Genomic DNA, 23,097 nt, shown 5'->3' with positions numbered 1-23,097 from the left:
CTGTCAATACACCACAAAAGTTGATGCGGAGAACCAAACTTTGATTAACCACAAATGTGTCTGCGGAGCACTGAACCGCCACTTTTGCCAAACCCGTGTTACCGGGTCGTTGTTCTTCTTTCAAGCTCGTTAAGTTCATTTGTCAGTAGTCGCTTTGCTTCATTGATACTGTCTTTTTTTAATGAAATTCCCATTATTAAAACTGTGTTTTTTACTTCGTTAATTACGTTCTTGTATTTTATTGTTTCCAATTCTAATTGGTCCGATGGATAACAAAGGAATCCATATTTAAAGTCTGTATTGCTAAAAGAAGTATAAGCCATAATTTGGTGTAAATCGTGTCTGTGGTCGTCTTTCAGGACTTCGCTATTGTCAAACTTGTTGTAAAGGTTTGATTTGTATTTGGCGTCTATGAATACCAATAAGTTATCTTTTTGATAAATAGCGTCTGGTTCAATGTGTTTTAGTTCCCACGAATAATGCTTAGAAGTTCGCGAGTGGAATTTGAAATTTGCAAATAATTTTCCTCCAGTCTCTTTAGCAACTGCTTTGAAAATGTATTGAACGAATTTTTCAAATACATCTGAAAAGTCAACACGCCAAGCAGTACTGTCTACAAGGTTAAAGTTTAAAATTCTATTAGCTTGTTCCTTGCAAGTTTTCACAGTAGGATTGTCGGAGAACCTGATAGCGATTTTGTTGGTTACTTTGGGTCTATGATGATATAAACGTTCTTCAAGAAAACTCAATTTTGTGCGCAAAGTGTTCTTAATTCTCTGTGGTGTATTGGCTGAAAGTAGTTCACTTTTACAAATGTCAAAGACATATCTAATTTCAGAATATTCGGTATGGAACTCACTTAAAACATTTTTCCTTGCCGGAAATCTCAACCTATTTTCTACCTTATATTCGTTATTGATATATTTTGTCCAATTAATTTGACCAGTAGGCTGATTTGAAACCTTTTCAATATTGTCAAACTTTCTCCAAGGTCTTATTGTCAGTTTTTCAAGGACTGCTATGAATTTTGCGGCCTCCAAATATAAAGGTGGTCTGAAATTCTTACCTGATGCTAATGGTAAACTATCAATTACCTCTGGGCTAATTTCAGTTCCAAGTAGGTTTAGAATTTCGATGTAGTCCTCAAATCTGTCACGTCCGGTAAACCTGGGCATAACAACAAAATCACCGATTTGCTTTCCCGTGTCAGAAGCTCTTAATGGAATAGAGCCAATGAAACCAGATGAACGGAATGTTAGTGCAGTGCTTTGGTCTGAGCCAATTATATAAGGTTGAACACCAAGAAAATTAAATTGCTCGGAGTTGTAGTCTATAAATTTCTGGAGATATTGACCAATTATTCTTTTATCTGCTGATTTAAACCACTTTTTTTGTAAAGCAATTCCACTCAACTTTTTTGATTGTTCAGTTAAGCAAGGGATTTCACAAAAAACATCTAATGGCTTTGTCATTCGAAAAGAGATAGATTTATTCTTGTCGAGAAATAGTTGTTAAACTCTTCTTTAGCATTTCGTAATAGTCCTTCTTGAATATACTCTTTAACCAGTGGGAATATTTCATATCGAATACGATTTTTCATTTCTTCTTCGGAGTCAGCAATGAAGTAGCCTTGACCGGGTTGTAAGTTTAATTCAGTGCTTGAAGCATACCAATCAAATATCTCTTGAATTCTTGCAAAATCCTCTTTGAAAAATTGGTTCGATTTAATTGCCTTTGGTTTTAATGAATACCAAGCAAATCGTCTACGCAATGCAAAGTCAACTACCGCCAAGCTTCTGTCAGCTGTATTCATAGTTGCGATTACAGAAAAATTATCTGGGAGTTTGTTAATCTTGAAACCAGTAGAAATTTCAATTTCAACATTGGATTTGTCCATCTTGTGTTCAAACAAATAGAAAATAGGGCCTAAAACATTCGAAAGATTTGCTCTGTTTATTTCGTCAATTATCAAAAGAACTTTTTCATTCTCGTGGTCTTTCGCATACTTCAAAGCTTCTGTAAAACTCCCCAAATTTTCTTTGTATCTAAGTTCTTTATTGTTTAAGTCTGGCCGAATACCAAAAATAAAATCCGAAAAACTTGTCTCTGCATGGAACTGGGTAAAAAATGTTTTGGCTTTAATTTTTTCTGCAACTTCTTTTGCTGTTCTTGTTTTCCCAGTACCGGGAGGTCCTTGAAGTACAATATATTTTCTTTCGTTCAAAAGATTTTTTATTTCTTCTGCTTCATCAATTGTCTCTGCTTTAAGGAAAGGTTCCAAAGCTTCTGAAATAGCTTTGCGGTGGTCTTTGTTTGAAGGCCAGTCTCGAAGCTTTGCGTAACCAGCTACAAATGCAGCAATTGTTTTCTTGCCTTCTTCGCTTTCCGGGTCATCAACAATTTGGCAAGCTGGTAAAACTTTGGTGTAAGTTTTAATTGTGTTTTTTATGTGCTGTAAATCTAGACTGCCAGTGATTGATTTTGGTAGACTAGTTTCTATGTCTGAAAAGTCAGATTTACAAAATCCCCTTTCATCAATCAGCTTTGAAAATAATCGTCTAAGTCCTGGATAAGTTGCAAGTTCGTAGTCATTTTTGAAACCACTAGAACCAATACCCAAACAAACTAACCAAGGTTGATCTTGGTCGTTTGGAAATATAGTTAATGAAAAGTCGTGAAATGGTCCCGAAGCTTCTTCTTCTGGATGAATAAAACCAAAATATGCTCCGTTGTCTTTTAAAGCTTCTTGTCCAGTGTTGTTGCGTTCAACGTAAGGTTTATTAAATTCGTTGTCAGTCTTGGCACCGAATTGTTCAGCTTTTTCTTTTATGAACTGTCTAAGGTTTTCTATACTCATTTTCTTTGTTTGTCTGTCGTTTTACAATGACCGCTAACTTATTGTTTACCGCAATTATAATAATTTTAATTTTATTTTGAAACTTTACTGCAGGTAAACAACACTTCTTTATACACAGATTAGTAGTTCACAATTATCTAAAATTAAAAATCCATTCGATGATTTATAAAAACTGTTAAGCAATTATTAAGGTATTCTGCCTGTTAAAAGCTGTCCGAGCGACTCCTTTGGAGGGATGATGGGCATCAATGAATTGAGATATAACGGTTTGGCGCTTGGCGCAGTGGCGGATTTCGAAGCACTAAACTGTCAACCAGCACTGAACTTGAATAGTAGCACAAAGCTCCAAGTTTGCACGTCACCCCGCCTGACGCAAAACCCGTGTTATGTGTTCGGGCAGTTTTTAATTCCATATTCCATTCATCTCAGTTAGAATTATTGGTTTCCCGTCAGTTACCACAATTGTATGCTCGTGTTGTGCCATAAAACCACCTTTGTTACCAACCATAGTCCAACCGTCTTTTAATTCAATTGCATAATTTGAAGATGTTGAAATAAAAGTCTCAATTGCTACTACTGAATTTTTCTTAAATCGTCTTTGGTCAAATCGGTTTCGATAATTCATTAACTCGTCTGGTTGTTCGTGTAAACTTCCACCAACTCCGTGCCCTCCAAGGTTTTTGATAACTTTAAATCCCCTCTTCTTTGCTTCCGTTTCCATTATGTGTCCGATGTCAGCGACTTTGACACCACCTTTAATGTTATAGATTGCTTTATGTAAAATTTCTTGCGAAGCGTCTATTAGTTTTTGATGTTGGTTAATGTCTTGTCCAAGAACAAACGAACCTCCATTGTCCGACCAAAAACCGTTAAGTTCTGCTGAAACATCTATGTTCACTAAATCGCCTTCTTGTAATATTCTTCTTTCGGACGGAATACCGTGGCAAAATTCATTGTTAACGCTAATACAAGTCCAACCTGGAAAACCATAGGTCAAATAAGGTGCTGATTTTGCACCAAAGTATGACAGAATTTTTGCTCCATAGTTGTCTAATTGCTTTGTTGTCATACCGGGTTTAGCATAGTTCCGCATTTCCTTCAAAGTCAAAGCAACTGCTTCACTTGCTTTTTTCATTCCGATAAGTTCATCTTGTCTTGTTATCGACATATTCGTCTAATTAGTTTGTTCGATTGTTGTTTGCACAGTCGCTCGTTGCCTGACACATAACGCTTTGCGCACTGGCGCAGTAGCGGCTTTGAAACACTAACCTGTCTAGACGCGCCATGTTTATTAATTGCACTACTGTTCATATATGCACTACACCCGCTATTGCGCCAGTGCGCTGTTAGGCAATCGTTGCTTATGTCCTGCTTGGTCTGTTCGGTCATTTTACATTCTTGTCCACCTGTCTTTAAAAGTGCGGTGGGAGAGATTTTATTTGATTTTTTCTTGTCACTGTGCGTTGGCGTTTGGCATATCTTTTTGTTTGCGGGTTGGCTTAGCTCTTTTGCCCCGCAGGAACGAGGAGGCAAATGTGCTAAATGTGTGTCGGCACAAAAAGTATGACAAAAATTCAAAGGGATTCTATGAATTCTTTCACATTGTCCCAAGTCCACTCTTTACAATTTACACCAGTCATATTGTCTGGCTTGTCCGCATAAGTTGCTTCTTTAATGTAAATACCCAACATTTTAATTTTTTCTTCTTTAGCACAATCGATTTCCCACAATTCACCCGCTGCTTTTTTAGTGTTCTTAGAAACTAATGCAATGAATCCATCACAGCCTTTAATTCTTGTTCTGCAATTTGTTTTCCATTTTTCGTCAAATGGTTCTTTGACTGACATGTCAACGAATTCATAAGGAACCTTTGCGTTTTTAGCTTGACCCGTGAATAGGATTTTAGTTGTTTCATCTTCTATTGCAAATGCAACGAATACTCTTTTGTTTGCCATATTTATTTGGTTTTAATTAACAATAACATTTGGGGATTAACTGATATAGATGATAGCCGAGATAAAGCAATTCAAATATTCCAACTATTATTATAAATGTTCTGAAATATTTTATGACTTTCGTTTCGGTTCTTGTGTTTGGCTCGTACTTTATTTCCTCTGTAAGAATTTTCCATTCATCCTCAAACATGTTCGTCCAGAAGTTGTTTTTCAATCTTATCGATCACTTTGAATTTACCAGTGTTGAGCTTGCCGTAAGAATCTATTAATTTCTCCCAGAAATATGATACTAAAAGTGATAATGCCGTTAAAACAATCATTCCTATTGTAGCTGCAATAGTAAATCCGAATGTTTTACCCAAAACAAATCCAACCGAGAGGATGGAGGACGTAATTGTAAAAAACAGGTTATTAACTTTCATTCTGCTCTCAGTCACCTTCTCTGTTGAGCTTACCATCATTTTATATTGCTCGAATTTCAGTTTTCTATCGTCTTCAAATGTTTTTGAAAGGAATTTAAAACACTGTTCAACCTTTTCAAATACTTGAAACCCTTGGCAGAATAATATTGATTCTTTTGATGCTGTCGAGAGTTTAATACCTACAATCTGCTTATTCAAGCTTTTCGCTTTTGCATATTCCCACTTGACTTGATCACTTGCAAAAGTATCGGCTCCAATTACGAAAACAATAAAATCCGATTCTTGCATTTTCTTTTCTACAAGAGTTTTCCAATTTTCAACGTGTTCAGTTTCTTGAAGAATTGCTATAGAATTTTCTGACACAGCGAACAAATCTTTGATGACGTTCTCTGTTGCTATTTTGTCAGTATTCCTATTGCAGATAAATAATCTCATTTAAAATTTGCTAATTGTTTCATCCAAATTATCCCATGACCATTCAATTACTTTCTTTCCGTTAAGTTCGGGCGGCTTCGCACCTTTATCATTTTTCTTTATATGCATTCCAATAACCGGAACGCCTTCCTCTTTCGCACAGGTTATTTCCCATCTTGAGCCACTTGAATGCCACGTATTTTTACTTAGCAAGACAATCATTCCATCACACTTCTGAATTTTTTCTCTACACTTCTCTTTCCAAATTTTTTGTGTCCAGGGTTCTTTTACCGACATGTCAACAAAAGAAAATGGAGTTCTTTCATTCTTAGCTTGTGAAACAAGAAAATCTCTGTACTTCTTGTCTTCAATTGCAAAACTGATAAAGATCTTCTTCTTTGTCCTACGGGTTGTGCCTCTCCTTCTTTTTTTAGGAGGTTCTTCTTCATCTGAAAAAGCACTTGCTATTAACGCCCCTATCCCTAATCCTATTAATACTGGCCACATACCCTTTAATTGTTTTTATTGTTCTTAAATTCTACCTTGGCCCCATAAATCTATCGCCATTGAAATGAATCATATGGTCTGGCGTATCAGCCAGCCATACTTCCGTTTCCCAGGCAATATTATTGGAGTGTTTTTTAAATTCGGTGAAATCGGGAAATGCTGTTACATAAATCTTCCCGGCTTTACAGTCTTTCAGAAATTCTTCCAGCTCAACAAGTCGTTTCGGAGAAACCGGCCCATGTGAAGTAACCGCTTCAATCAAGAACAACCAATTTTTCTTCTCATCATAAATCACAACGTCTGGCAGTTTACTGTGCTGGTCAATCGGTATTCCTAATTCTTTCAACTTCTTTTCATCCACGAACAAATCTTTTTTCGCTGTATCTCCCAAATAAAGAACCGATCCGCCATTAGCGAACCTTGCTGCAAAATTATGTACGATGGCAGCTTGAACTTCATTGTGTTTTCCTGATGAAAGTTTAATAGTCTTGCCGTTACTAAGTTTTACGGGAATCAGGTTTTGTTTTCTTTCTTTTTTATATCGCTTCGCCAATTCTCCGGCTTCTGCTTTAAATCTCTCAACAGCTTTTTTCCAGTTCTTTGTTCCAAAGGCTTGAATGGCTTCCAGAGCTTCATTAGTAATAGCATAATGAGCATTCGGGCTATTTACAGGGAGTTTTGGATTGTCGGGATTATAGTCAGCAATTCGTGCCTGAACAAATTGATGTAAAACCTGTCTGCGAAATGTTTCTCTTGTATTTGGAGCGTACTCTTTTTTGTGAACATCAAGGACAAACGCCATAATTCCTTTGGTAACCTTTAAACTTTTACGAGTAGCCTTACTCCAACTATCACGTGGCTTAATACCGCAGAGTGCCAACAATGTATATGCAGATATTTCATTTTGCTGCGCTGTTGGCAGCCCTAATTCTTTGAGTATCTTTTTTGCTTCGTCAAGTTTGCTCATATTATTGCTGGTGTAAATTCAAATTGTTCACTTACTATTTTGTTGGCGTTATCTACCGAAAAATCATTGGAAAGAATAATGCTGTTGCCAATCTCTTTGATCATTTCGAGCGGTGGAAGTGGAATTTCCCTGAGTTCTGTTGCACTCACATTTACATTTCCATTAAAAATTCTGAAATACGAATCGAATAAACTGCTGTTTAATAAAGCACAAAGCCCAATTACCTCGTTTCGTTCCAAATGACCTTTCGGACGATAGATGTAATTTACCTTGTTTTCTACCCCGATATATTCTGCTTCAATGAAATTGCAAAAGTACGGAGCTGCGACCAATCTGCTTTTATCATCCTTAGCACTGAAGCGCCTCAATAGAACGTAGTTTTTATTTGGAATGAGAATAGACTTTGATTCATCCTGTATTCTTACATATTGTCCTTTTTCGGGCTTTGGCATCGGCCATTCCAAGACCATTTGCTTTACGTTATGTAGCCAAAAGAGTGGAGCTAAAAATACTGTTCCGTTTTGATATGTGTCATGTAAATACTCTTTTGATCTGAACGCAACGACAGGGCCGGTTGAAATCTGAATATTGTATTTATTCAAGTTTCCATTCCAATTTTTAAAAACATTCAAAATCACTTCATCTGAATCGCTTGTGGGTAGGTACAATATTTTTTCATTTGAATTGAGATCAATCAATTCCTTTTGTGTGAAAGATTTGATTATTGGAGAATCAATATCTTTTAACCCATGTGATGAATAAACATTTACTTTGTGCTTCGGATTTGTTTTTTCCTTTCGCGTGCCTTTTATGATTACTGTTTCCTGTAATACCTTATCTCTGTTGAACGTGTCCTTTCTGGAAACAAACAAATGCACTTTATCAATTTCAATTATCTTGAAAAAATACCCACGAAATAATTTGAAGTAACTCCCGGAAGCGTAGCTTCTCGGTGTAATAAATATTAGTTGGCCGTTTTCTTTCAGTAATCTCGCGGAAATTGCCATAAAAATAGCGTAGATATTTGGGTGGCCGTTAACAACTGCTTTTGCAGCAATCGCCCGTTTGTCGTCAATCGGCAATTTGAAATAAGGAGGATTTGAAACAATAATATCGAACGGTTCAATTGTCTGTGAAAACAAGTTGCCATTATCTGTTAAGCAATCTGCGTTTTCAAGAATGAAATCATTTGTATGAACCGCAGATTTAAAATCAATATTTTTTTCACTTAACCAACTTCTCAAATAATCAATCGATTCTTTTGTGTATGGAATTAATGCTTTGTCGGTTTCATATACTATTAATTCAATCTCCTTCAATTTTTTATTGCTCTCTGCAAGTGATTCTATTAATGCGCATGTCAGAATAGCTGTGCCGCAACCGGGGTCAAGTATTCTGAGAGAACTTTGACGAGATTCAGCGAATGTTCCCATCAGTCCGGCTATTTCAATCGGAGTAAAAAACTGTCCGTTTGTTTTCTTGTGTTCCTGATTAACAGATTTGGCATAATTCAACCCAAGCCGGTCAGCATAATGGCTCGGCAACTCATTGGCAATTTTTTCTATGAGTTTTTTATTTGCCATTTTTCTTTTTAGCTATATAGTTTATTTTCTTCTCGGCTACTTGCATGGCCTTTAAAGCTACTTCTTCGTCCTGCAATTCGTAAACAAGTTTATCGCTTATAAACGCAATCAAAAATTCATTCGGGTCAACCTTATAAAATTTAGCCAAACGAATAACTTGATCTTTTGTCGGCATTCGCTCTCCACGTTCAATTTTGCTTAAAAGAGCTTGGTCAATTTCTATTTCTGCAGCAACCTGTCGAAGCAATAGTCCGTTTTGCTCTCTTAGTTCTCTGATTATTTCCGCTATATTTTTCAACTTGAAACCATTTGACTTGACATTTTATGTCCAAAAGTAACAAATTGTACATTACAGTCAAAGAATAATTATTAACAACGTCATTCATTGGCGGGTGGGCGATTTTTTTGGCGTATGTTTTTGATTGTGCAGTGGGCTTTAGCTCTTTTGCAGGTGGTGCGGAGCAAGTTTTTAAAATGCGTAATTTTTCCTACGCATTTTAAAAACTAACCTGTAAATATGCTAAAGGAAGCGTGGGTTCAAAAACTATGACAAAAAATTGTGTGTCGGCAAAAATCAAATAAAAATCTCTGAAGGGTCGGCCTTTTGTTTTTCTGTCTTCTGCGTCAAATTACCGTGAAATAGTCTGCCGCAGATGTGTCATTCGTTTTGTTGTCCGGTCTGTTTAGCAATGTTGCCTAACTTATTGTTTACCGCAATTATAATAATTTTAATTTTATTTTGAAACTTTACTGCAGGTAAACAACACTTCTTTATACACAGATTAGTAGTTCACAATTATCTAAAATTAAAAATCCATTCGATGATTTATAAAAACTGTTAAGCAATTATTAAGGTATTCTGCCTGTTAAAAGCTGTCCGAGCGACTCCTTTGGAGGGATGATGGGCATCAATGAATTGAGATATAACGGTTTCGGGTATTGCCGAAGGCGGAGCGTTTCTGCACTACTGTTCATTTGAAAAACTAATGTTCGGTTAAGCACAAAAGTTTCATAGAAGTTCGTCACCCCCGCTTTGGGCAATACCTTGTTGTGCGTAGGTTTTCTATTGGAAGTCAATGTCAATACCGTCATATTTTGCAATTAATTCAGGCAAAGTCATCGTTTCAATTTCTAACACTTTGCAAATCGCAGGTATCTTTTGGAAGAGTTTGTTATCGTTACTGCTTTCTGTTTCTTCTGTTACTATAATCACCTGCTCGCCTTGATTTTTTATATTCAAAGACAAAATCACTTGTTTCATATCGGCACTTTTAATAAACGAGTTCTTTTGATTTTCAAATTCTACATTTGTCAGTTTTCTTCTAATTGGCGAGTTTACAAATACAGTATTTAACTGGTGAAAGAACTGTCTTGTATTTGGAACAAGTAAGCTGTCAGTTTTATAAGGAACTTTTGAAGATTTCAAAAAGGTTTTGTCCTTTAGATATGGTAGTTTGGAAAGAACAAGTCCTTTTGAATTATAAGTGCATTCATCAAGAACTTTGTCTATAATGATTATTTCACCGTTCTCGATTTTAGATTTAATGAATTGAAATAGAACTCCTTTTTTGTCAAATGGTAAGTAGTAACGAACCAACGACAAGAGCGAATTTGTGTCGATTACTACTTTCATTGTAAATAGTTTTCTAATTTATCAGGTGAAATATTTAGCATTTTACAAACATCATACTCGTTTATTACACCTTCATAAAAAGCTGTCTGAATGGTTGATATTAGCAATGGTGAGTTCATAGGTTTGGGAGTTGAGCCACCTTTTTGAATTCCCTTCAATTTATCAAGTTCTTTTTGTTTCTTTTCTTTTTCTTGACGTAATCTGTATTGCTCGTCAAAGTCAGCTTTTATTGTATTATAGTTACTTTGAGAAATTTTTTTCTGAAACAGAAGTTTTGTAAATAATGCAATTTGGCTTAAATGTGAATGCTTTGAAATGCTTTCAATCAATTCAAAGTGATAGTCATTTGTTCCGTCAACTTTGTCAATTTGTTCAAATGCTTTATTGTATTCTCCTGCCAAGAAATAGTATGCAAAGTCGTTGCACCATCTTTCAATGGCTGAAAGTTTGTTATTGGCGAAGTTTGAAATGTCAAGTTCTTCAATTTCTTCTTCGTTAAGCAAGTAGTGTCCTAACTCGTGTATAAGAGTGAAAATCTCTCTTCTGAAAGAAGATTGTTGCCGCTTAAGAACAATTACATTTGGTGCAAGAAAAAAGCCGTCAATATTCGCCTTCTCTTTTTTATTCCAAGTTTCTACAAACTCAAAAACCAAAATATTTTTTTCGGCAAATTTTGAAATCAATGCTCGTAAAAACTCTTTTGGCATCGGGTTAAAAACAGGGTATAACTCTTTTCTGATTTTAATTGCAACAACTTTAGGATCGTCTTGTACTGAAAAGACTGGCAAAGACCTGTCAATATTTATCTCAGCTAATTTTGAAATCGCTGAAAGCGATATTTTAAATTCTTCGAATTGGTTTACAATTTTTTTTGCACCAATATTAAGTTCTATCCCAAACCTATTTTTTCTGAAGAATATGCTAGCATCTTTCGAAACTTCTGGAGATTTTGGGTCTAAATAGTAGTGAAGTCCTTTGTTAAATACCTTGTCTATTCGTTTTAAGTGACTAACGTTTATCTCATTAGAAAAAATGTCGTCTTTGGTTAATGGTTTTTTAAGTCCTTCACTTATAGACAATAGCAAGTCTTCTACTGTCATTTTGTACAATGTCAGCAGGTATTTAAGTCTTGATATGTTCTGCTCTACTTTCAAGAAGTCTTTATTTGTTAGTTCGGCAAATTTACAATTTTAAACGGTTCTTTTGTCGGTTTGGGTGTCTTTCTAAACTTACCCACAACTTATTGTTTACCGCAATTATAATAATTTTAATTTTATTTTGAAACTTTACTGCAGGTAAACAACACTTCTTTATACACAGATTAGTAGTTCACAATTATCTAAAATTAAAAATCCATTCGATGATTTATAAAAACTGTTAAGCAATTATTAAGGTATTCTGCCTGTTAAAAGCTGTCCGAGCGACTCCTTTGGAGGGATGATGGGCATCAATGAATTGAGATATAACGGTTTCGGGTATTGCCGAAGGCGGAGCGTTTCTGCACTACTGTTCATTTGAAAAACTAATGTTCGGTTAAGCACAAAAGTTTCATAGAAGTTCGTCACCCCCGCTTTTGGCAATACCTTGTTAGCGGTTCGGACTTTTAGTTGGGATTTACATTTCAATCGCTCTAACAATTTTAGCAACTTCATTGATTAACTCTTCTTTGCTTTTATTCTCATTAATTACTAAAAAGTCAGATTTATAGTTTCTTTGTCTCACTTTTTCATTTATCATAAAGACTTGATCATCAGAAACATTGATGTGAATATCTTGGTCTCTGGATTTTACTCTGCGCAAACAGGTTTTGCTGTCTGCATAAACTCCAATAGTAGTTACTCTGAAATCCCGACTTAGGTTTTGTATCATTCTGTCAAAATATTGGGTTAATCCTGTTGATTCAAATACAAGTTTGTCTGATTCCTTTGAACAATTCCTAACGCCTTTTTCAATTTCGTCAAAAACTTGCATCAAGTATTCTTCATTGTCAACAGCCCTTTCTTTCTTAATTCTCTTTGCCCAATCTTCTACACGAATGAATTTTATCCCAAAGTTTTTTTCAAAAAGGTTTCCAATGAAAGATTTCCCACTCCCTTTTTGACCAATCAATAGGTAAATTTGTTTACGCTTCATTTTTGTAGAGTTTCCTTTGGTGTCATATCATTTCTATTGTGTCGTCATAGCCTGACTGCTAACGTGCCGCGTATTGGCGATGGGCGGGATTTTCAGCACTACTGTTGATACAAAGAACAAAAGCTGAATTTAGCATTTCCGTTGATACGAAGCTGTTCAGCTCACCTATTGCCAATACGATGTTAGCTGCGGTTATTCTTCTGTCAGTTGTTTTATTTGTTGTAAAACGTTCGTCCAATTTGTCTGCGAATGTTGTTGAGCTTCTTTGTTTGCAAAACCTGCTTGTGTCAATGTCAGCAAAGTTTTGTTGTCTGCTGTGTCAAGTTTGTATGTTACTACTGAATAGTTTTCGGGTTTGTCTTCAAGTCCCGAAAAACCACTCCAATAAGTGTATTGCAAAAATTCGTTTGTCTTGATGTCAAGGATTGTTCCTTTGTCTTTGTATTGATGTCCTTGATACTCGCCTTGGAAAATAATTTCGCTTCCCGTTTTCCAACTTGTCAAGGTTTCCGTCCCGAAAAGATAGATTTTTATTTTTTCGGGGTTTGTCAAAGCGTCCCAAACTTTTGCTTTGTCAGCAATTATTTCAATGCTTGTTGTTATTGTCAGTTCTTTATTCATCTTTTTGTGTTGTTTGTTGTGCTGTTTTTAAAAGTTTATTTGTTGTTTTACAATTTCTTGTTGTTGCACCTACCTTTAGTTTTGTTTCCCAAAGCTGTTGCTCAATTTTGATTTTCCTTCTTATGTTAAGGAACCAGTTGTTTCTCATCCGGGTTATTAACTTGAAGAGCACTTACCGGACACACTGAACAAGCTTCAATAATAGTTTCTTGTGAAATTCCATCTTTGTTTCTATGAGATACTCAGTGAAAAAATTATAACACTGAGAACCTCAGAGCAATCACTGAGATTCACTGAGAAAGATTATGACTCAATTCCTTTTCTTGCAAGAATGCCATCAAGATAGTAATGTTTTATTTCTTTCATTTCAGTTACAAGGTCGGCGGCTTCGATTATGTTATCCGGACAGTATCGCCCTGTAAGAACCAACTCAACATTTTCAGGTTTCATTTTCATAAATGTTAAAACTTCTTCATCTGTGAACAATCCAAAATGAATTGAAACCAGAATTTCATCAAGAATAATTAAATCATATTTGCCGCTAAGCATTTTAGACCTTGCTTTTTCCAATCCTCTCTTAGCCTTATCTCTTTCGATGATATTTGGTAATTCTTTTCTGTAAACAAAATCATCTCCGGCAAATTGTTCAATTGTTATCCATTCACTTAAATGTTTTAAGCTTTCCAACTCGTTGTATGGATATTCTTTCATAAATTGTGCGATGTATGTTTTAAGTCCATATCCGGCAGCTCTGACTGCCTGCCCGATTGCGGCGGTGGATTTTCCCTTACCATTGCCGGTATAAATCTGTATGTAGCCTTTTTCTAACTTGTTCATTTATTCTCTTGGAAAGTTGGGATGATCTATAACTCTCTTTGCTTGCAGGAAATGTCTTTTATCGTGTAAACGAATAATCTCAAGAACATCACAAAAATTTTCTTTAATAAGTTTTGATGCCGGAGAAGACATTTTATACTTGTTCAAATCTAAATCTTTAACAGAGCTTAAGAGATTAATAAATTCATTTTGCAGATCAGAATATCGTGTAAGGACCTCTTTAGTGTGGTTACTGCCCGAGGGTTGAAAAACAGGAAATGTTTTTATTTTTTTAAGATTGTCCGGATCAACTGATTTAATTATAAATCTGCCCAGGAATCTATGTTTAACAGATGTCTTAGAACAATCAGCTTTAATCTGTTTTTGAGAGAACTGTTTTTCAAACTCATCAATGTATAATTTATTTGTAACACAAAGATGATCAATACATTCGGCAATACTCCAGCTATCGCCGGATATTTTCCAGTTTAGCTGATAATCCGTTAAAGCTTGAAAATATTTTAATTCCTTTAATTGAGATTCTGTATCAGATATAAATTGATTCTTTAACTCAAGAATTGTTTTCATACAAATAATATTTTTTGCTGCCTAAAGATTGGAAAGTGTAAATGTTTTTCCAATATCATCCAGTGCAAGATTGATCTTATACTTTGAGACAGATTCATTTAACCAGGCTAAAGGTTCCTCAATAGGCTCCATACCCTGTTTAAAAGTTTTTGTATGGATCGGAATAAAATACTTTGCACCAATATGTTCTTCAGCCATAATTAGTGCTTCTTCAGGATTACAATGATTCTTTTTCCAGGGATTATAAGCGCCAATCGGCATAATTGCTATATCAATATTTTCATTCTTCAATGGTTTAAATAATTCGTGATAAGCAGTATCGCCTCCGAATAAAATTTTCTTTCCATCCTTTTCAATTATCACTGCATTATAACTTCTTCCATCCTGCATATAACCATTCGAACGATCTTTTTCCCAGGGATAACGCCAGCCAAAGTGTTTTACCTCGTTAGCTTTAAATTTTATTCTCAGCAGCTCTGTTTCTTCACCCCAATCAATTTCCTGAAGTGATTTCCATTTAAGTTCTGCTACAACATCTGCTGTGTTGTAAGCAGTAATACAATCAATCTGGTCTGGAAATGTTTTAGTAATTGTATCAAGTGATTCATAATCCATATGATCCATATGAGCATGCGAAAGAAGAATTATATCGGGTTTAGGGATTTCATCAATTGTTAACGCGGGGTAAGTAAATCTGCTTGGACCGAATGTCATTCCAAATATACTCACTCCGATTCTCTCATAAAAAACCGGGTCGGTTAAAATTGTAGTTCCAAAAAAATTAATCAGAACTGTTGAATGACCAATCCATGCAATATTAATTTCATCTTCTTTCCATAGAGAAGGATCAGGCTTGTATTCTGAAAATACAGGCGGTTCTTTACCTTGAATTTTTTCAGTTATGAAAAGAAACCCTGCTGATATCAGCGATATATTTCTAATAAAACGTCTTCGATTCATACTAACTTTTCTGTACTAAAACTAAATTGAACAAATATTTCTGCCAAAATAATACAAGAATTTTATCTGAATTAAAACTATTTTATCATTGCATTAAAATTCAAGTGGTTTAATATGTTTGAAATAATACTTTTACTTGTAATTGCCGGCATTACCGGCGGTATCGGTCGTTCCATAACAGGATTTAAAAGCGGCGGTTGTATTATTTCAATTGTTGTGGGATTTATCGGCGCTTATATTGGAACTATACTTGCGCGTGAATTTAATTTTCCAGATTTGTGGACAATAAATATCCGCGGAATTGATTATCCTATTATCTGGTCAATTATCGGTGCAGTTGTTTTTACAGCAGTTCTGAGCATAATAGTACCTAAAAAGAAATAGTCATTTATTATCTGATAGACTTAACCTTTTTAATCTGATTAACTATCTCCGGTAATATTTTTCCGGCTTCGCCAAAAAATGATTCATCGCTAACAGAAGAAATCTCTGTTTGTTCGATATTCACTTCAACAATAAAGGAACCCGCATGTTTTGCTGCGTGAACCAATCCGGAAGCAGGATAAACAACCGCAGAAGTTCCAACAACAAAAAACACATCGGATAAAACAGAAGCTTTTTCTCCACCTGTAAATTGATCTTCCGGAAGAAATTCTCCAAACCAAACAACGTCTGGTCTGATCAATCCGCCGCATTTACACTTAGGAACTCCGTTAGAAAAATCCAATTCTTCGTTGTAAAATGTTCTGCAATTGATGCAGTAATTTCTTTCAATGTTTCCGTGCAGCTCATAAATGTTCTTGCTTCCAGCACGGTGATGCAGATTATCAATATTTTGTGTAACGACAGTTACCTCATCAAAAAGGTTTTGCATTTCTGCAATGGCAAGATGTCCTGCATTAGGTTTTGCTTCATGAATAATTTTTTTGCGATGATTATACCATTCCCACACCATCTGTGGATTTTTCATAAATGCATTAAAGTTGGCAAGCTCTTCAGGCTTAAGTTTTTTCCAGATTCCATCTTTACCTCTAAAAGTTGGAATACCGGATTCAGCTGATATTCCTGCACCAGTAAAGAAAACTATTTTCTTTGCTTCAGAGAGTTTGTTCAAAAAAGTCTGATTAAAATTCACATTAAGCTTCCAAAAATTAAATATAGTGTTAGGTGTCCTGACAATAGAAAAAAATTCATTTTGTTAAGACAGACAACCTATTAAAACTTAAAACTATTTGTTCTTAATTTTCTCGTAAAGATTTTTCGCATCATTTAAAACCTGATCATCATCTTCGTGTGCTTTGGGAGCTTTTTCAACCTTCTTTAAAGTCTCTTTAGCTTTATCATATTCATCTTCTTCAATATAAGCTTTAGCTAATTCATACAAAAACATTCTGAAATTTGGTTTAAGCTTTACTGCAGTTTCTAAAAGCCTAACTGCTTCTTCTGTATCGCCCCATCCAAGTCCAAGTGGTAATCTGACAAGATAAGCTTTCTCGCAAACCTTAAGGTGAGTTCTTCCTAAAACATAATGTGCAAGTGCCTGAACATAATTTCCTCCGGTACCAAGTTGAATAGCTTTTTCGCAATCTGCTTTAACATCTTTAACTGTTCCGATTGCAGAAAAAACTCCTTCAAAAAGTGCTATTCTTCCATTAGCAATTGCTCTTCGGACATAAGTAATTGATTGACCAGGTGCTAATTTAACAGATTTATCGGCATACTCTAAAGCTTTTTTATATGTTTTTTCACGCTCATCTTTTTGAGCATCAGTTTTGTCCGGCATCTTCTCACCGATATCTACATAAGCACGGCTGATTCTCCATAAAACCTCCCAATTATTTGGAGCAATCTTTTCAGCTTTTAAATATGTTTCCAAAGCATTTGGATTATCAAACTTTTCTACATAACCATCACCTTCACTCAATAACTCATCTACAGTTTGAGCAGAGGTTATTACAGTTGCCCCAATAACAATGAGAAAAAGAAAAAATAACAAGTGTAGATTTTTTTTCATGATTCTTCCTTTAATTAAAGATTAGTCAAATAAGGTTTTTTTGGTATCATCCGATTGGCTTTTTATGCCATGCGAATGTATATCTGTTCCAGCTAATGAAATAAACTTTGTCCAGTTTGTTCCTGGTTTAATTTCATTATTGATCACATTTTTATATGCGTTAACTTTTGCGCTAAGTTCATCTGCCTGATAGAGAGTAATTGCTTCAAGTGTTTTAGGAACAACAGGTGAAGCATATTCAAGTTTACCCTGATGGCTAAGGATTAAGTGCAGTATATTATTTTTTAAGTTCTCGGGAAAGTCAGGAATTTTATTTATCTCATCATTAACTATCATTGCAGCTATTACAATATGTCCAATCAGTTTGCCTTTATCGGTATATTCAAAAACCGGTTCATAAGTAAGCTCTTCAATTTTTCCAAAGTCGTGCAGCATTGCACCGCACACAAGCAGATCACGGTTAATCTCCGGATGAATATCACTCATCAGTTCGCATATTTTTATAATCTCTAAAGTATGCTCAATCAATCCGCTTATATAGCTGTGATGCCACATTTTTCCTGCAGGAACAAGAGTATATTTCTCAAATCTTTCATCAGAAAAAATGTTTTTCATTAATTGTTTAAGATTAGTATCTGTGATTTTTTCTAATCTGGATAAGAACTCGCCTTTCATTGTTTTAAGATCGCGTAAAGATTTGGGAAGAAAATCTGTGTGGGATACATTATCGCTTTGTTTTGATAAACGAATCGTTTCGATTTTAATCTGTGCACCCCCCTGATATTCATCCATTGAGCCTTCAATCTTTACAATATCACCAACAGTTAAAGAATTCTTAATTGATTTGAACCCAGATACATCCTCCCACAGATTTGAAGGACAGCTGATTGTTTTATCACCAAGTTCCAGCGAAAGATATTCTTTGTTGTTTTTTGTTAATCTTATTTCACACTTTTTAACAAGCAAAAAATGATCGATTGAATCGCCTTTATTTAATGAAGACAAATCAGGTTGATTAAGCATAGCTAACTTTCAAAAAAACTTTAATTTATAATATCAGTTCTTCCGATAGAATAATAAGTAAACTTCATCTCATTTAATTTTTCCAAGTCGTAAAGATTTCTTCCATCAAAAATAACGGGTGCATTCAAGGATTTTTTAATCAACTCAAAATCAGGATTTCTAAACTCTTTCCATTCAGTAACAACAATCAGAGCATCAGCACCTTTTAATGTTTCATCAGATGTTTCAACATAAGTAATAATATCGCCAAGAGCAGATTTCATAGTATTGTTTGCTTCCGGATCGTATGCAGTAATAGTTGCACCCGAAGCAAGCAGAAGTTTGATAAGATACTGAGCCGGTGCTTCACGGACATCATCTGTATTTGGTTTAAATGCTAATCCCCACATTGCAAAATGTTTTCCTTTAAGGTCATCTTTATAGTGTTTTAAAATTTTCCTGAAGAAGTGTTTAACCTGTTCTTTATTTACATCAATTACAGATTTTAAAATCTTAAAGTCATAATTTTTCTCGTTTGCGGTATTAACAAGAGCATGGACATCTTTAGGAAAACAAGAACCGCCGTAACCAATACCAGGGAATAAATATCTTTTCCCAATTCTGGAATCTGATCCAATGCCTAACCTGACTGAGTCAACTTGTGCACCAGTTAATTCACAAAGCCGTGCTATCTCATTCATAAAAGAAATTTTCATTGCAATAAAAGAATTAGCTGCATACTTTGTCATCTCAGCAGATTTTTCATCCATAAAGTAAACAGGATTACCAGTGCGTAAAAATGGTTCATAAAGCTGTTCCATTGTTTTTTTTGTTTTATCATTACTGGTTCCCACAATAACTCTTTCCGGCTTCATAAAATCTTCAACTGCAATTCCTTCTCTTAAAAACTCAGGATTTGAACATACATCAAAATCAAAACCGGGTGCGTGTTTTCTTATTGCATTCCGTACCAAGTCGCTTGTGCCAACCGGAACAGTGCTTTTGTTAACAATTACTTTAAACCCAAGTTCTGGTTCCTGTTTGAAGAACAGTCCAATGTCATCAGCAACTTTAAGCACATATTTAAGATCAGCAGCACCATCATTGCCTTGCGGTGTTGGAAGACAAAGGAATATGATCTCCGAATTACGAACTGCATCTTTTAAATCGGTTGTAAAGGATAATCTCTTTTTAACAATATTTCTTAAAAACAAAACCTCAAGCCCGGGTTCATAAATAGGTATTTGCCCTTCTCTCATAGTTTCAATTTTCTTTTCATCAATATCAACACAAATTACGTTATTGCCTGTCTCAGCAAAGCCAGTCCCTGATACCAATCCAACATATCCGGTTCCAATTACAGCAAGATTCATCTATACTACCTCTAATTATTATTTGTAAATAAAATTTATTCCATTCAACAGATTAATTAAGAGCAATTGATATTTCGCGATTGACAATCCTTAAATCTACCGGTTTAGAAATAACAGTTCTTACACCAACATCATGATAAGTTTTTATTAAATTTTCATCGCGCGTATCAATCATTATTATAATAGGAGAGTAAAACTTTTTATCACCGCGCAAAATTGATTTAACAAACTGTACACCATTCATAAGCGGTAAATCGTGGGATGAAATAATTAATGAAGGCTGCTGTCTTAAGACAACATTTATTGCTTCAAAACCATTATCAGCACCTATAAACTTAAACGAAGAATAATTTTCTCTAATAATCTTTTCAATCTTAATAAAATCACTTTTATTGTTTTCAACCAATAGTATTGTATTCTCTGAGCTTGGCACAGTAAAATGAAATTCACTGCCAACTTTTTCTTTAGAGTAAAACCAAATCTGCCCCTTATGTCTTTCTATTATCTCTTTAACTAACGATAATCCAAGTCCGGTGCCTTTTTCACCTTTTGTACCTCTGGTAGAAAACATCTTCTCAAATCTGAATATTCTTGATTGATAAATATCGGGTATGCCGACACCTTCGTCTTTGATTACAAATTCCACAAGCTCATTATTAAATCTATCAGCAGAAATACGGATTGTTTTACCTTCTTCAGAAAATTTTATAGCATTACTAACCAGATTAGTAATAACCTGTATCATCAGTCTTTCATCTGCTTTTAAAAATAAAGACTCGGGTACATTAACCCTGATATCAATATTTTTTCTCATTGCTATACCGGTAAGTGCGGATATACAATTAAATACAAGACTTTGTGCCTGAACACGCTGTGGATCAAGATTCATTCTTCCGGTTTGCAGATTTGACCAGTCGAGCAGATAATTTACCAGTCTCAGCTGATTGCTTGAAGAATCATTAATATAATTTAAATATTCTGCGCGCTCTGCCTCAGTCAAAGCTGATTCATTAAGAAGGATTTCGGTAAACCCAAGTATGCTTGAAAACGGCGCACGTAAATCGTGAGAAAGTATTGAAAGAAAATTATCTCTGGCTGTTATTTCTTCTGAAAGGTTATTAATAATCTCACCATAATCATTCTCTGCTTTTTTAAACTCGGTAACATCAACCACCAGACCCTTCAAAATAATACCGCCATTAACTCTTTCAGATCTTATCTGTTCTTTCAGCCAAATGATTTTACCATCTTTTCTTACAAATCTAAAGAGCAATTTAAGGCTGGGAATTTTTCCGGATTCAATTTTATGAAGCCTCTTTTTTACTTCTGAAATATCTTCCTGATAAACATATTCTCTGCCAAGCGAGTCTTTTTTAATTAGCTCTGAAGGCAAGTATCCGGTAATTTTTTTTACAGACGGTGAATAAAATATTTCCAGTTCATCACCTTTTATAAAAAGTAAATAATGAAACTGGTCTTCAAATACTGATGCTATATCACATAGTACTTTATCCTGTGGTTCGGTTACAAGTTTCTTTTGTCTTATACCAGATAGAAACGCTGCCTTTGGCTTTGTTTCTTTGGGATATTTTACTTCTTTATTTTTTTTAGAAGGCATTAATCATATTTATTTCTTAGCATCTGAAATATAATAATTTGTTTTAATCTATAACACAAAAGAAATTATTCAAACTTATCATTAAGCAGATTAATTTAATAGAAACTCTGAATTCGTTACCTGACAGTCTATTCCACTTGTTAATGTTCGGGTTATTTAAGCAATCTTTTGAGCCATTACAAAATAAACGGAAATTCTAAGATTGAAAATATTCTGGTTAACACCTGCCAGGTAAGATCATCAGTAATTGGATATCTTCCACAAATCAATTCTGATGTTATTATACAAACAGCAAAACCAATTGAAGAAAGTTTTGAACTTACATTTCAGTTAAAGGAATTAGCTGTTGTAATGTAAGAAGCTGGATTTGCAATGTCAATAAAAAACTATTTGCTAAACCACAAACACCTTTGCAATATCAACAAGCAAGGATGGATTATTAATTAACGCAGTTGTAAACACTTTGCCAAGTGTTCTTTTTTCAACTGGAATTTTTAAAACTGAATGTGCAATACTGTTAAACTTATCATCAGAAAAATTGTAAATGCCTTCTTTAATTCTGTTAAAAGTTTCGTGGCGTTTGCCAAGCCTGTCTTTCCATACTTTATCATAAGTTAATATATGATCAAGTTTGTTCTGCTTGATTGCTTCACCAGCAATCGTTCCTGCAATCTTACCGCCAATCATTCCGCTAGCAATTCCGCCGCCGCTTAATGGATTAACCTGTCTTGCTGCATCGCCGACCAGCATAATTCCTGGTGCAGAAATTTTATCGAGTGTAATTGAACATGGAACTCCGCCGGCAATTTTAGTAAGTATTGGTGCATCAGGATAGTGTTTGTTCATAAAGTCATCAAGATAGTATTGAGCATACTTTTTCTTATTAACAGAACCGCTTATACCAAGCCCTATATTTGCTTTATTACTGCCTTTCGGAAAAATCCAAAAGTATCCGTTTGGTGCAACTTCCTGACCAAAGTAAAAATAAAGCGTATTCTGATCAACAGGAATATTTGCTGCAGTTATTTGAACAGCACTTTCCATATCACGAAAATCTGTAACTGTTTTTAGTCCTGCCCATCTTCCAACACGTGATTCAACACCATCAGCCGCAATTACAATTTTTGATTTCACTTCTCTCTGTTCACCTTTGAGTTCGTACTTCACACCGCTAACCTTGTCATTATCAAACAACAGATCATTCACATAAGCGCGGGTTAATATTTCTGCTCCGGCTTCTGCGGCGGTTCTTGCAAGTTCATAGTCAAAGTTTCTTCTTTCAAGAACATAACCTGCATCACCAAACTCAACAATTACTTCACTTCCATCAGGTGCATTAAAAGAAAATTTATTAATCTTTGCTGCAATCCATTTGTCATCAATTGGAATAAACTCCTCAACACCGGCTTTGCTGATTGCTTCGCCGCATCTGACAGGATAGCCAACATCTCTGTCTTTTTCCAGCATTAAAACAGAAACGCCTTGCTCGGCAGCAAATCTTGCAGCCATACTTCCCGCTGGACCTGCACCGACTACAATTATATCGTATTCATTTTTCATTTTTTTAATCTGTGTTAATCCGTTAAATCCGTGTCATCCGCGTGCTATTGCGATTTGATTGAACGCTGATAACA

General features: G+C 35.1%; 25 protein-coding genes. 2 read left to right on the top strand and 23 right to left on the bottom strand.

The genetic code is table 11. The features are described 5' to 3' along the window. Positions 1-98: 98 nt before the first annotated feature. The 17 genes from ROY99_04450 to ROY99_04370 all read right to left on the bottom strand — a co-directional run bounded on the left by ROY99_04450 (position 99) and on the right by ROY99_04370 (position 15,456). Complete coding sequence (locus ROY99_04450; GenBank protein MDT3695619.1) at positions 99-1,472, bottom strand: hypothetical protein; 1,374 nt, start codon at positions 1,470-1,472, stop codon at positions 99-101. After that, on the bottom strand, positions 1,469-2,857 hold the full coding sequence (locus ROY99_04445) for an AAA family ATPase (GenBank protein MDT3695618.1): 1,389 nt from the start codon (positions 2,855-2,857) through the stop codon (positions 1,469-1,471). Before ROY99_04445 ends, ROY99_04450 begins: the two co-directional genes overlap by 4 nt. A 403-nt stretch (positions 2,858-3,260) precedes the next feature. Next, positions 3,261-4,025: a type I methionyl aminopeptidase gene (map, locus tag ROY99_04440; protein MDT3695617.1), complete on the bottom strand. Its 765-nt coding sequence runs from the start codon at positions 4,023-4,025 to the stop codon at positions 3,261-3,263. A gap of 406 nt (positions 4,026-4,431) precedes the next feature. Further along, positions 4,432-4,812 (bottom strand): hypothetical protein, encoded by a 381-nt coding sequence (locus ROY99_04435; protein MDT3695616.1) that lies wholly within the window; start codon positions 4,810-4,812, stop codon positions 4,432-4,434. Between the two features lie 182 nt (positions 4,813-4,994). Beyond that, positions 4,995-5,669, bottom strand: coding sequence for a TIR domain-containing protein (locus ROY99_04430; GenBank protein ID MDT3695615.1), 675 nt, complete (start codon positions 5,667-5,669; stop codon positions 4,995-4,997). Further along, entirely contained in the window at positions 5,670-6,155 is a 486-nt protein-coding gene (locus ROY99_04425; GenBank protein MDT3695614.1) for a TIR domain-containing protein, read from the bottom strand. A gap of 31 nt (positions 6,156-6,186) precedes the next feature. Then, the gene (locus ROY99_04420) at positions 6,187-7,122 is read right to left on the bottom strand and encodes a BsuBI/PstI family type II restriction endonuclease (protein ID MDT3695613.1); all 936 of its coding nucleotides are present in this window, start codon (positions 7,120-7,122) and stop codon (positions 6,187-6,189) included. Then, entirely contained in the window at positions 7,119-8,705 is a 1,587-nt protein-coding gene (locus tag ROY99_04415) for an N-6 DNA methylase (protein MDT3695612.1), read from the bottom strand. Before ROY99_04415 ends, ROY99_04420 begins: the two co-directional genes overlap by 4 nt. Then, on the bottom strand, positions 8,695-9,003 hold the full coding sequence (locus ROY99_04410; protein ID MDT3695611.1) for a helix-turn-helix transcriptional regulator: 309 nt from the start codon (positions 9,001-9,003) through the stop codon (positions 8,695-8,697). Before ROY99_04410 ends, ROY99_04415 begins: the two co-directional genes overlap by 11 nt. 765 nt (positions 9,004-9,768) lie before the next feature. Continuing rightward, positions 9,769-10,338: a DUF4411 family protein gene (locus tag ROY99_04405; protein ID MDT3695610.1), complete on the bottom strand. Its 570-nt coding sequence runs from the start codon at positions 10,336-10,338 to the stop codon at positions 9,769-9,771. Then, on the bottom strand, positions 10,335-11,438 hold the full coding sequence (locus ROY99_04400; GenBank protein MDT3695609.1) for an ImmA/IrrE family metallo-endopeptidase: 1,104 nt from the start codon (positions 11,436-11,438) through the stop codon (positions 10,335-10,337). The genes ROY99_04405 and ROY99_04400 overlap by 4 nt, the downstream gene beginning before the upstream one ends. A 514-nt stretch (positions 11,439-11,952) precedes the next feature. Then, positions 11,953-12,471 (bottom strand): shikimate kinase, encoded by a 519-nt coding sequence (locus ROY99_04395; GenBank protein ID MDT3695608.1) that lies wholly within the window; start codon positions 12,469-12,471, stop codon positions 11,953-11,955. A gap of 192 nt (positions 12,472-12,663) precedes the next feature. After that, a complete protein-coding gene (locus ROY99_04390; GenBank protein MDT3695607.1) occupies positions 12,664-13,092 on the bottom strand; it encodes an SRPBCC domain-containing protein in 429 nt (142 codons plus the stop codon). After that, positions 13,085-13,240 (bottom strand): hypothetical protein, encoded by a 156-nt coding sequence (locus ROY99_04385; GenBank protein MDT3695606.1) that lies wholly within the window; start codon positions 13,238-13,240, stop codon positions 13,085-13,087. Before ROY99_04385 ends, ROY99_04390 begins: the two co-directional genes overlap by 8 nt. Positions 13,241-13,395: 155 nt before the next feature. Next, the gene (locus tag ROY99_04380; GenBank protein ID MDT3695605.1) at positions 13,396-13,929 is read right to left on the bottom strand and encodes a cob(I)yrinic acid a,c-diamide adenosyltransferase; all 534 of its coding nucleotides are present in this window, start codon (positions 13,927-13,929) and stop codon (positions 13,396-13,398) included. Next, on the bottom strand, positions 13,930-14,496 hold the full coding sequence (locus ROY99_04375; GenBank protein ID MDT3695604.1) for a DinB family protein: 567 nt from the start codon (positions 14,494-14,496) through the stop codon (positions 13,930-13,932). 21 nt (positions 14,497-14,517) lie between these two features. Further along, positions 14,518-15,456 (bottom strand): MBL fold metallo-hydrolase, encoded by a 939-nt coding sequence (locus ROY99_04370; GenBank protein MDT3695603.1) that lies wholly within the window; start codon positions 15,454-15,456, stop codon positions 14,518-14,520. Positions 15,457-15,570: 114 nt separating this feature from the next. Here ROY99_04370 and ROY99_04365 point away from each other — a divergent pair, with 114 nt between their 5' ends. Further along, a complete protein-coding gene (locus tag ROY99_04365; protein ID MDT3695602.1) occupies positions 15,571-15,840 on the top strand; it encodes a GlsB/YeaQ/YmgE family stress response membrane protein in 270 nt (89 codons plus the stop codon). A 7-nt stretch (positions 15,841-15,847) separates the two neighbouring features. Here ROY99_04365 and ROY99_04360 read toward each other — a convergent pair whose 3' ends face one another. From ROY99_04360 to ROY99_04340, 5 genes are all read right to left on the bottom strand, one after another. Continuing rightward, on the bottom strand, positions 15,848-16,570 hold the full coding sequence (locus ROY99_04360) for an NAD-dependent deacylase (protein MDT3695601.1): 723 nt from the start codon (positions 16,568-16,570) through the stop codon (positions 15,848-15,850). A gap of 114 nt (positions 16,571-16,684) precedes the next feature. Further along, the gene (locus ROY99_04355; GenBank protein MDT3695600.1) at positions 16,685-17,470 is read right to left on the bottom strand and encodes a tetratricopeptide repeat protein; all 786 of its coding nucleotides are present in this window, start codon (positions 17,468-17,470) and stop codon (positions 16,685-16,687) included. Between the two features lie 21 nt (positions 17,471-17,491). Continuing rightward, a complete protein-coding gene (locus tag ROY99_04350; GenBank protein ID MDT3695599.1) occupies positions 17,492-18,493 on the bottom strand; it encodes an HD domain-containing protein in 1,002 nt (333 codons plus the stop codon). Positions 18,494-18,513: 20 nt separating this feature from the next. Continuing rightward, complete coding sequence (locus ROY99_04345) at positions 18,514-19,845, bottom strand: UDP-glucose/GDP-mannose dehydrogenase family protein (protein MDT3695598.1); 1,332 nt, start codon at positions 19,843-19,845, stop codon at positions 18,514-18,516. 52 nt (positions 19,846-19,897) lie between these two features. Beyond that, positions 19,898-21,463 carry an ATP-binding protein gene (locus ROY99_04340; GenBank protein MDT3695597.1) on the bottom strand — a complete coding sequence of 522 codons (1,566 nt, stop codon included), beginning with the start codon at positions 21,461-21,463 and terminating at the stop codon, positions 19,898-19,900. Positions 21,464-21,631: 168 nt separating this feature from the next. Between ROY99_04340 and ROY99_04335 the strand changes: the two genes are divergently transcribed. After that, positions 21,632-21,820, top strand: coding sequence for a hypothetical protein (locus tag ROY99_04335; GenBank protein MDT3695596.1), 189 nt, complete (start codon positions 21,632-21,634; stop codon positions 21,818-21,820). A 36-nt stretch (positions 21,821-21,856) separates the two neighbouring features. On the opposite strand, the gene ROY99_04330 is transcribed toward ROY99_04335, so the two are convergent. Further along, positions 21,857-23,023: an NAD(P)/FAD-dependent oxidoreductase gene (locus ROY99_04330; protein MDT3695595.1), complete on the bottom strand. Its 1,167-nt coding sequence runs from the start codon at positions 23,021-23,023 to the stop codon at positions 21,857-21,859. Between the last annotated feature and the right edge of the window lie 74 nt (positions 23,024-23,097).

Origin of the sequence: Ignavibacterium sp. (genome assembly GCA_032027145.1) — a bacterium.
Lineage (GTDB): Bacteria > Bacteroidota > Ignavibacteria > Ignavibacteriales > Ignavibacteriaceae > IGN3.
Note: the sequence above shows the minus strand (reverse complement) of the source record. Positions and strands in the feature narration are given on the sequence as shown.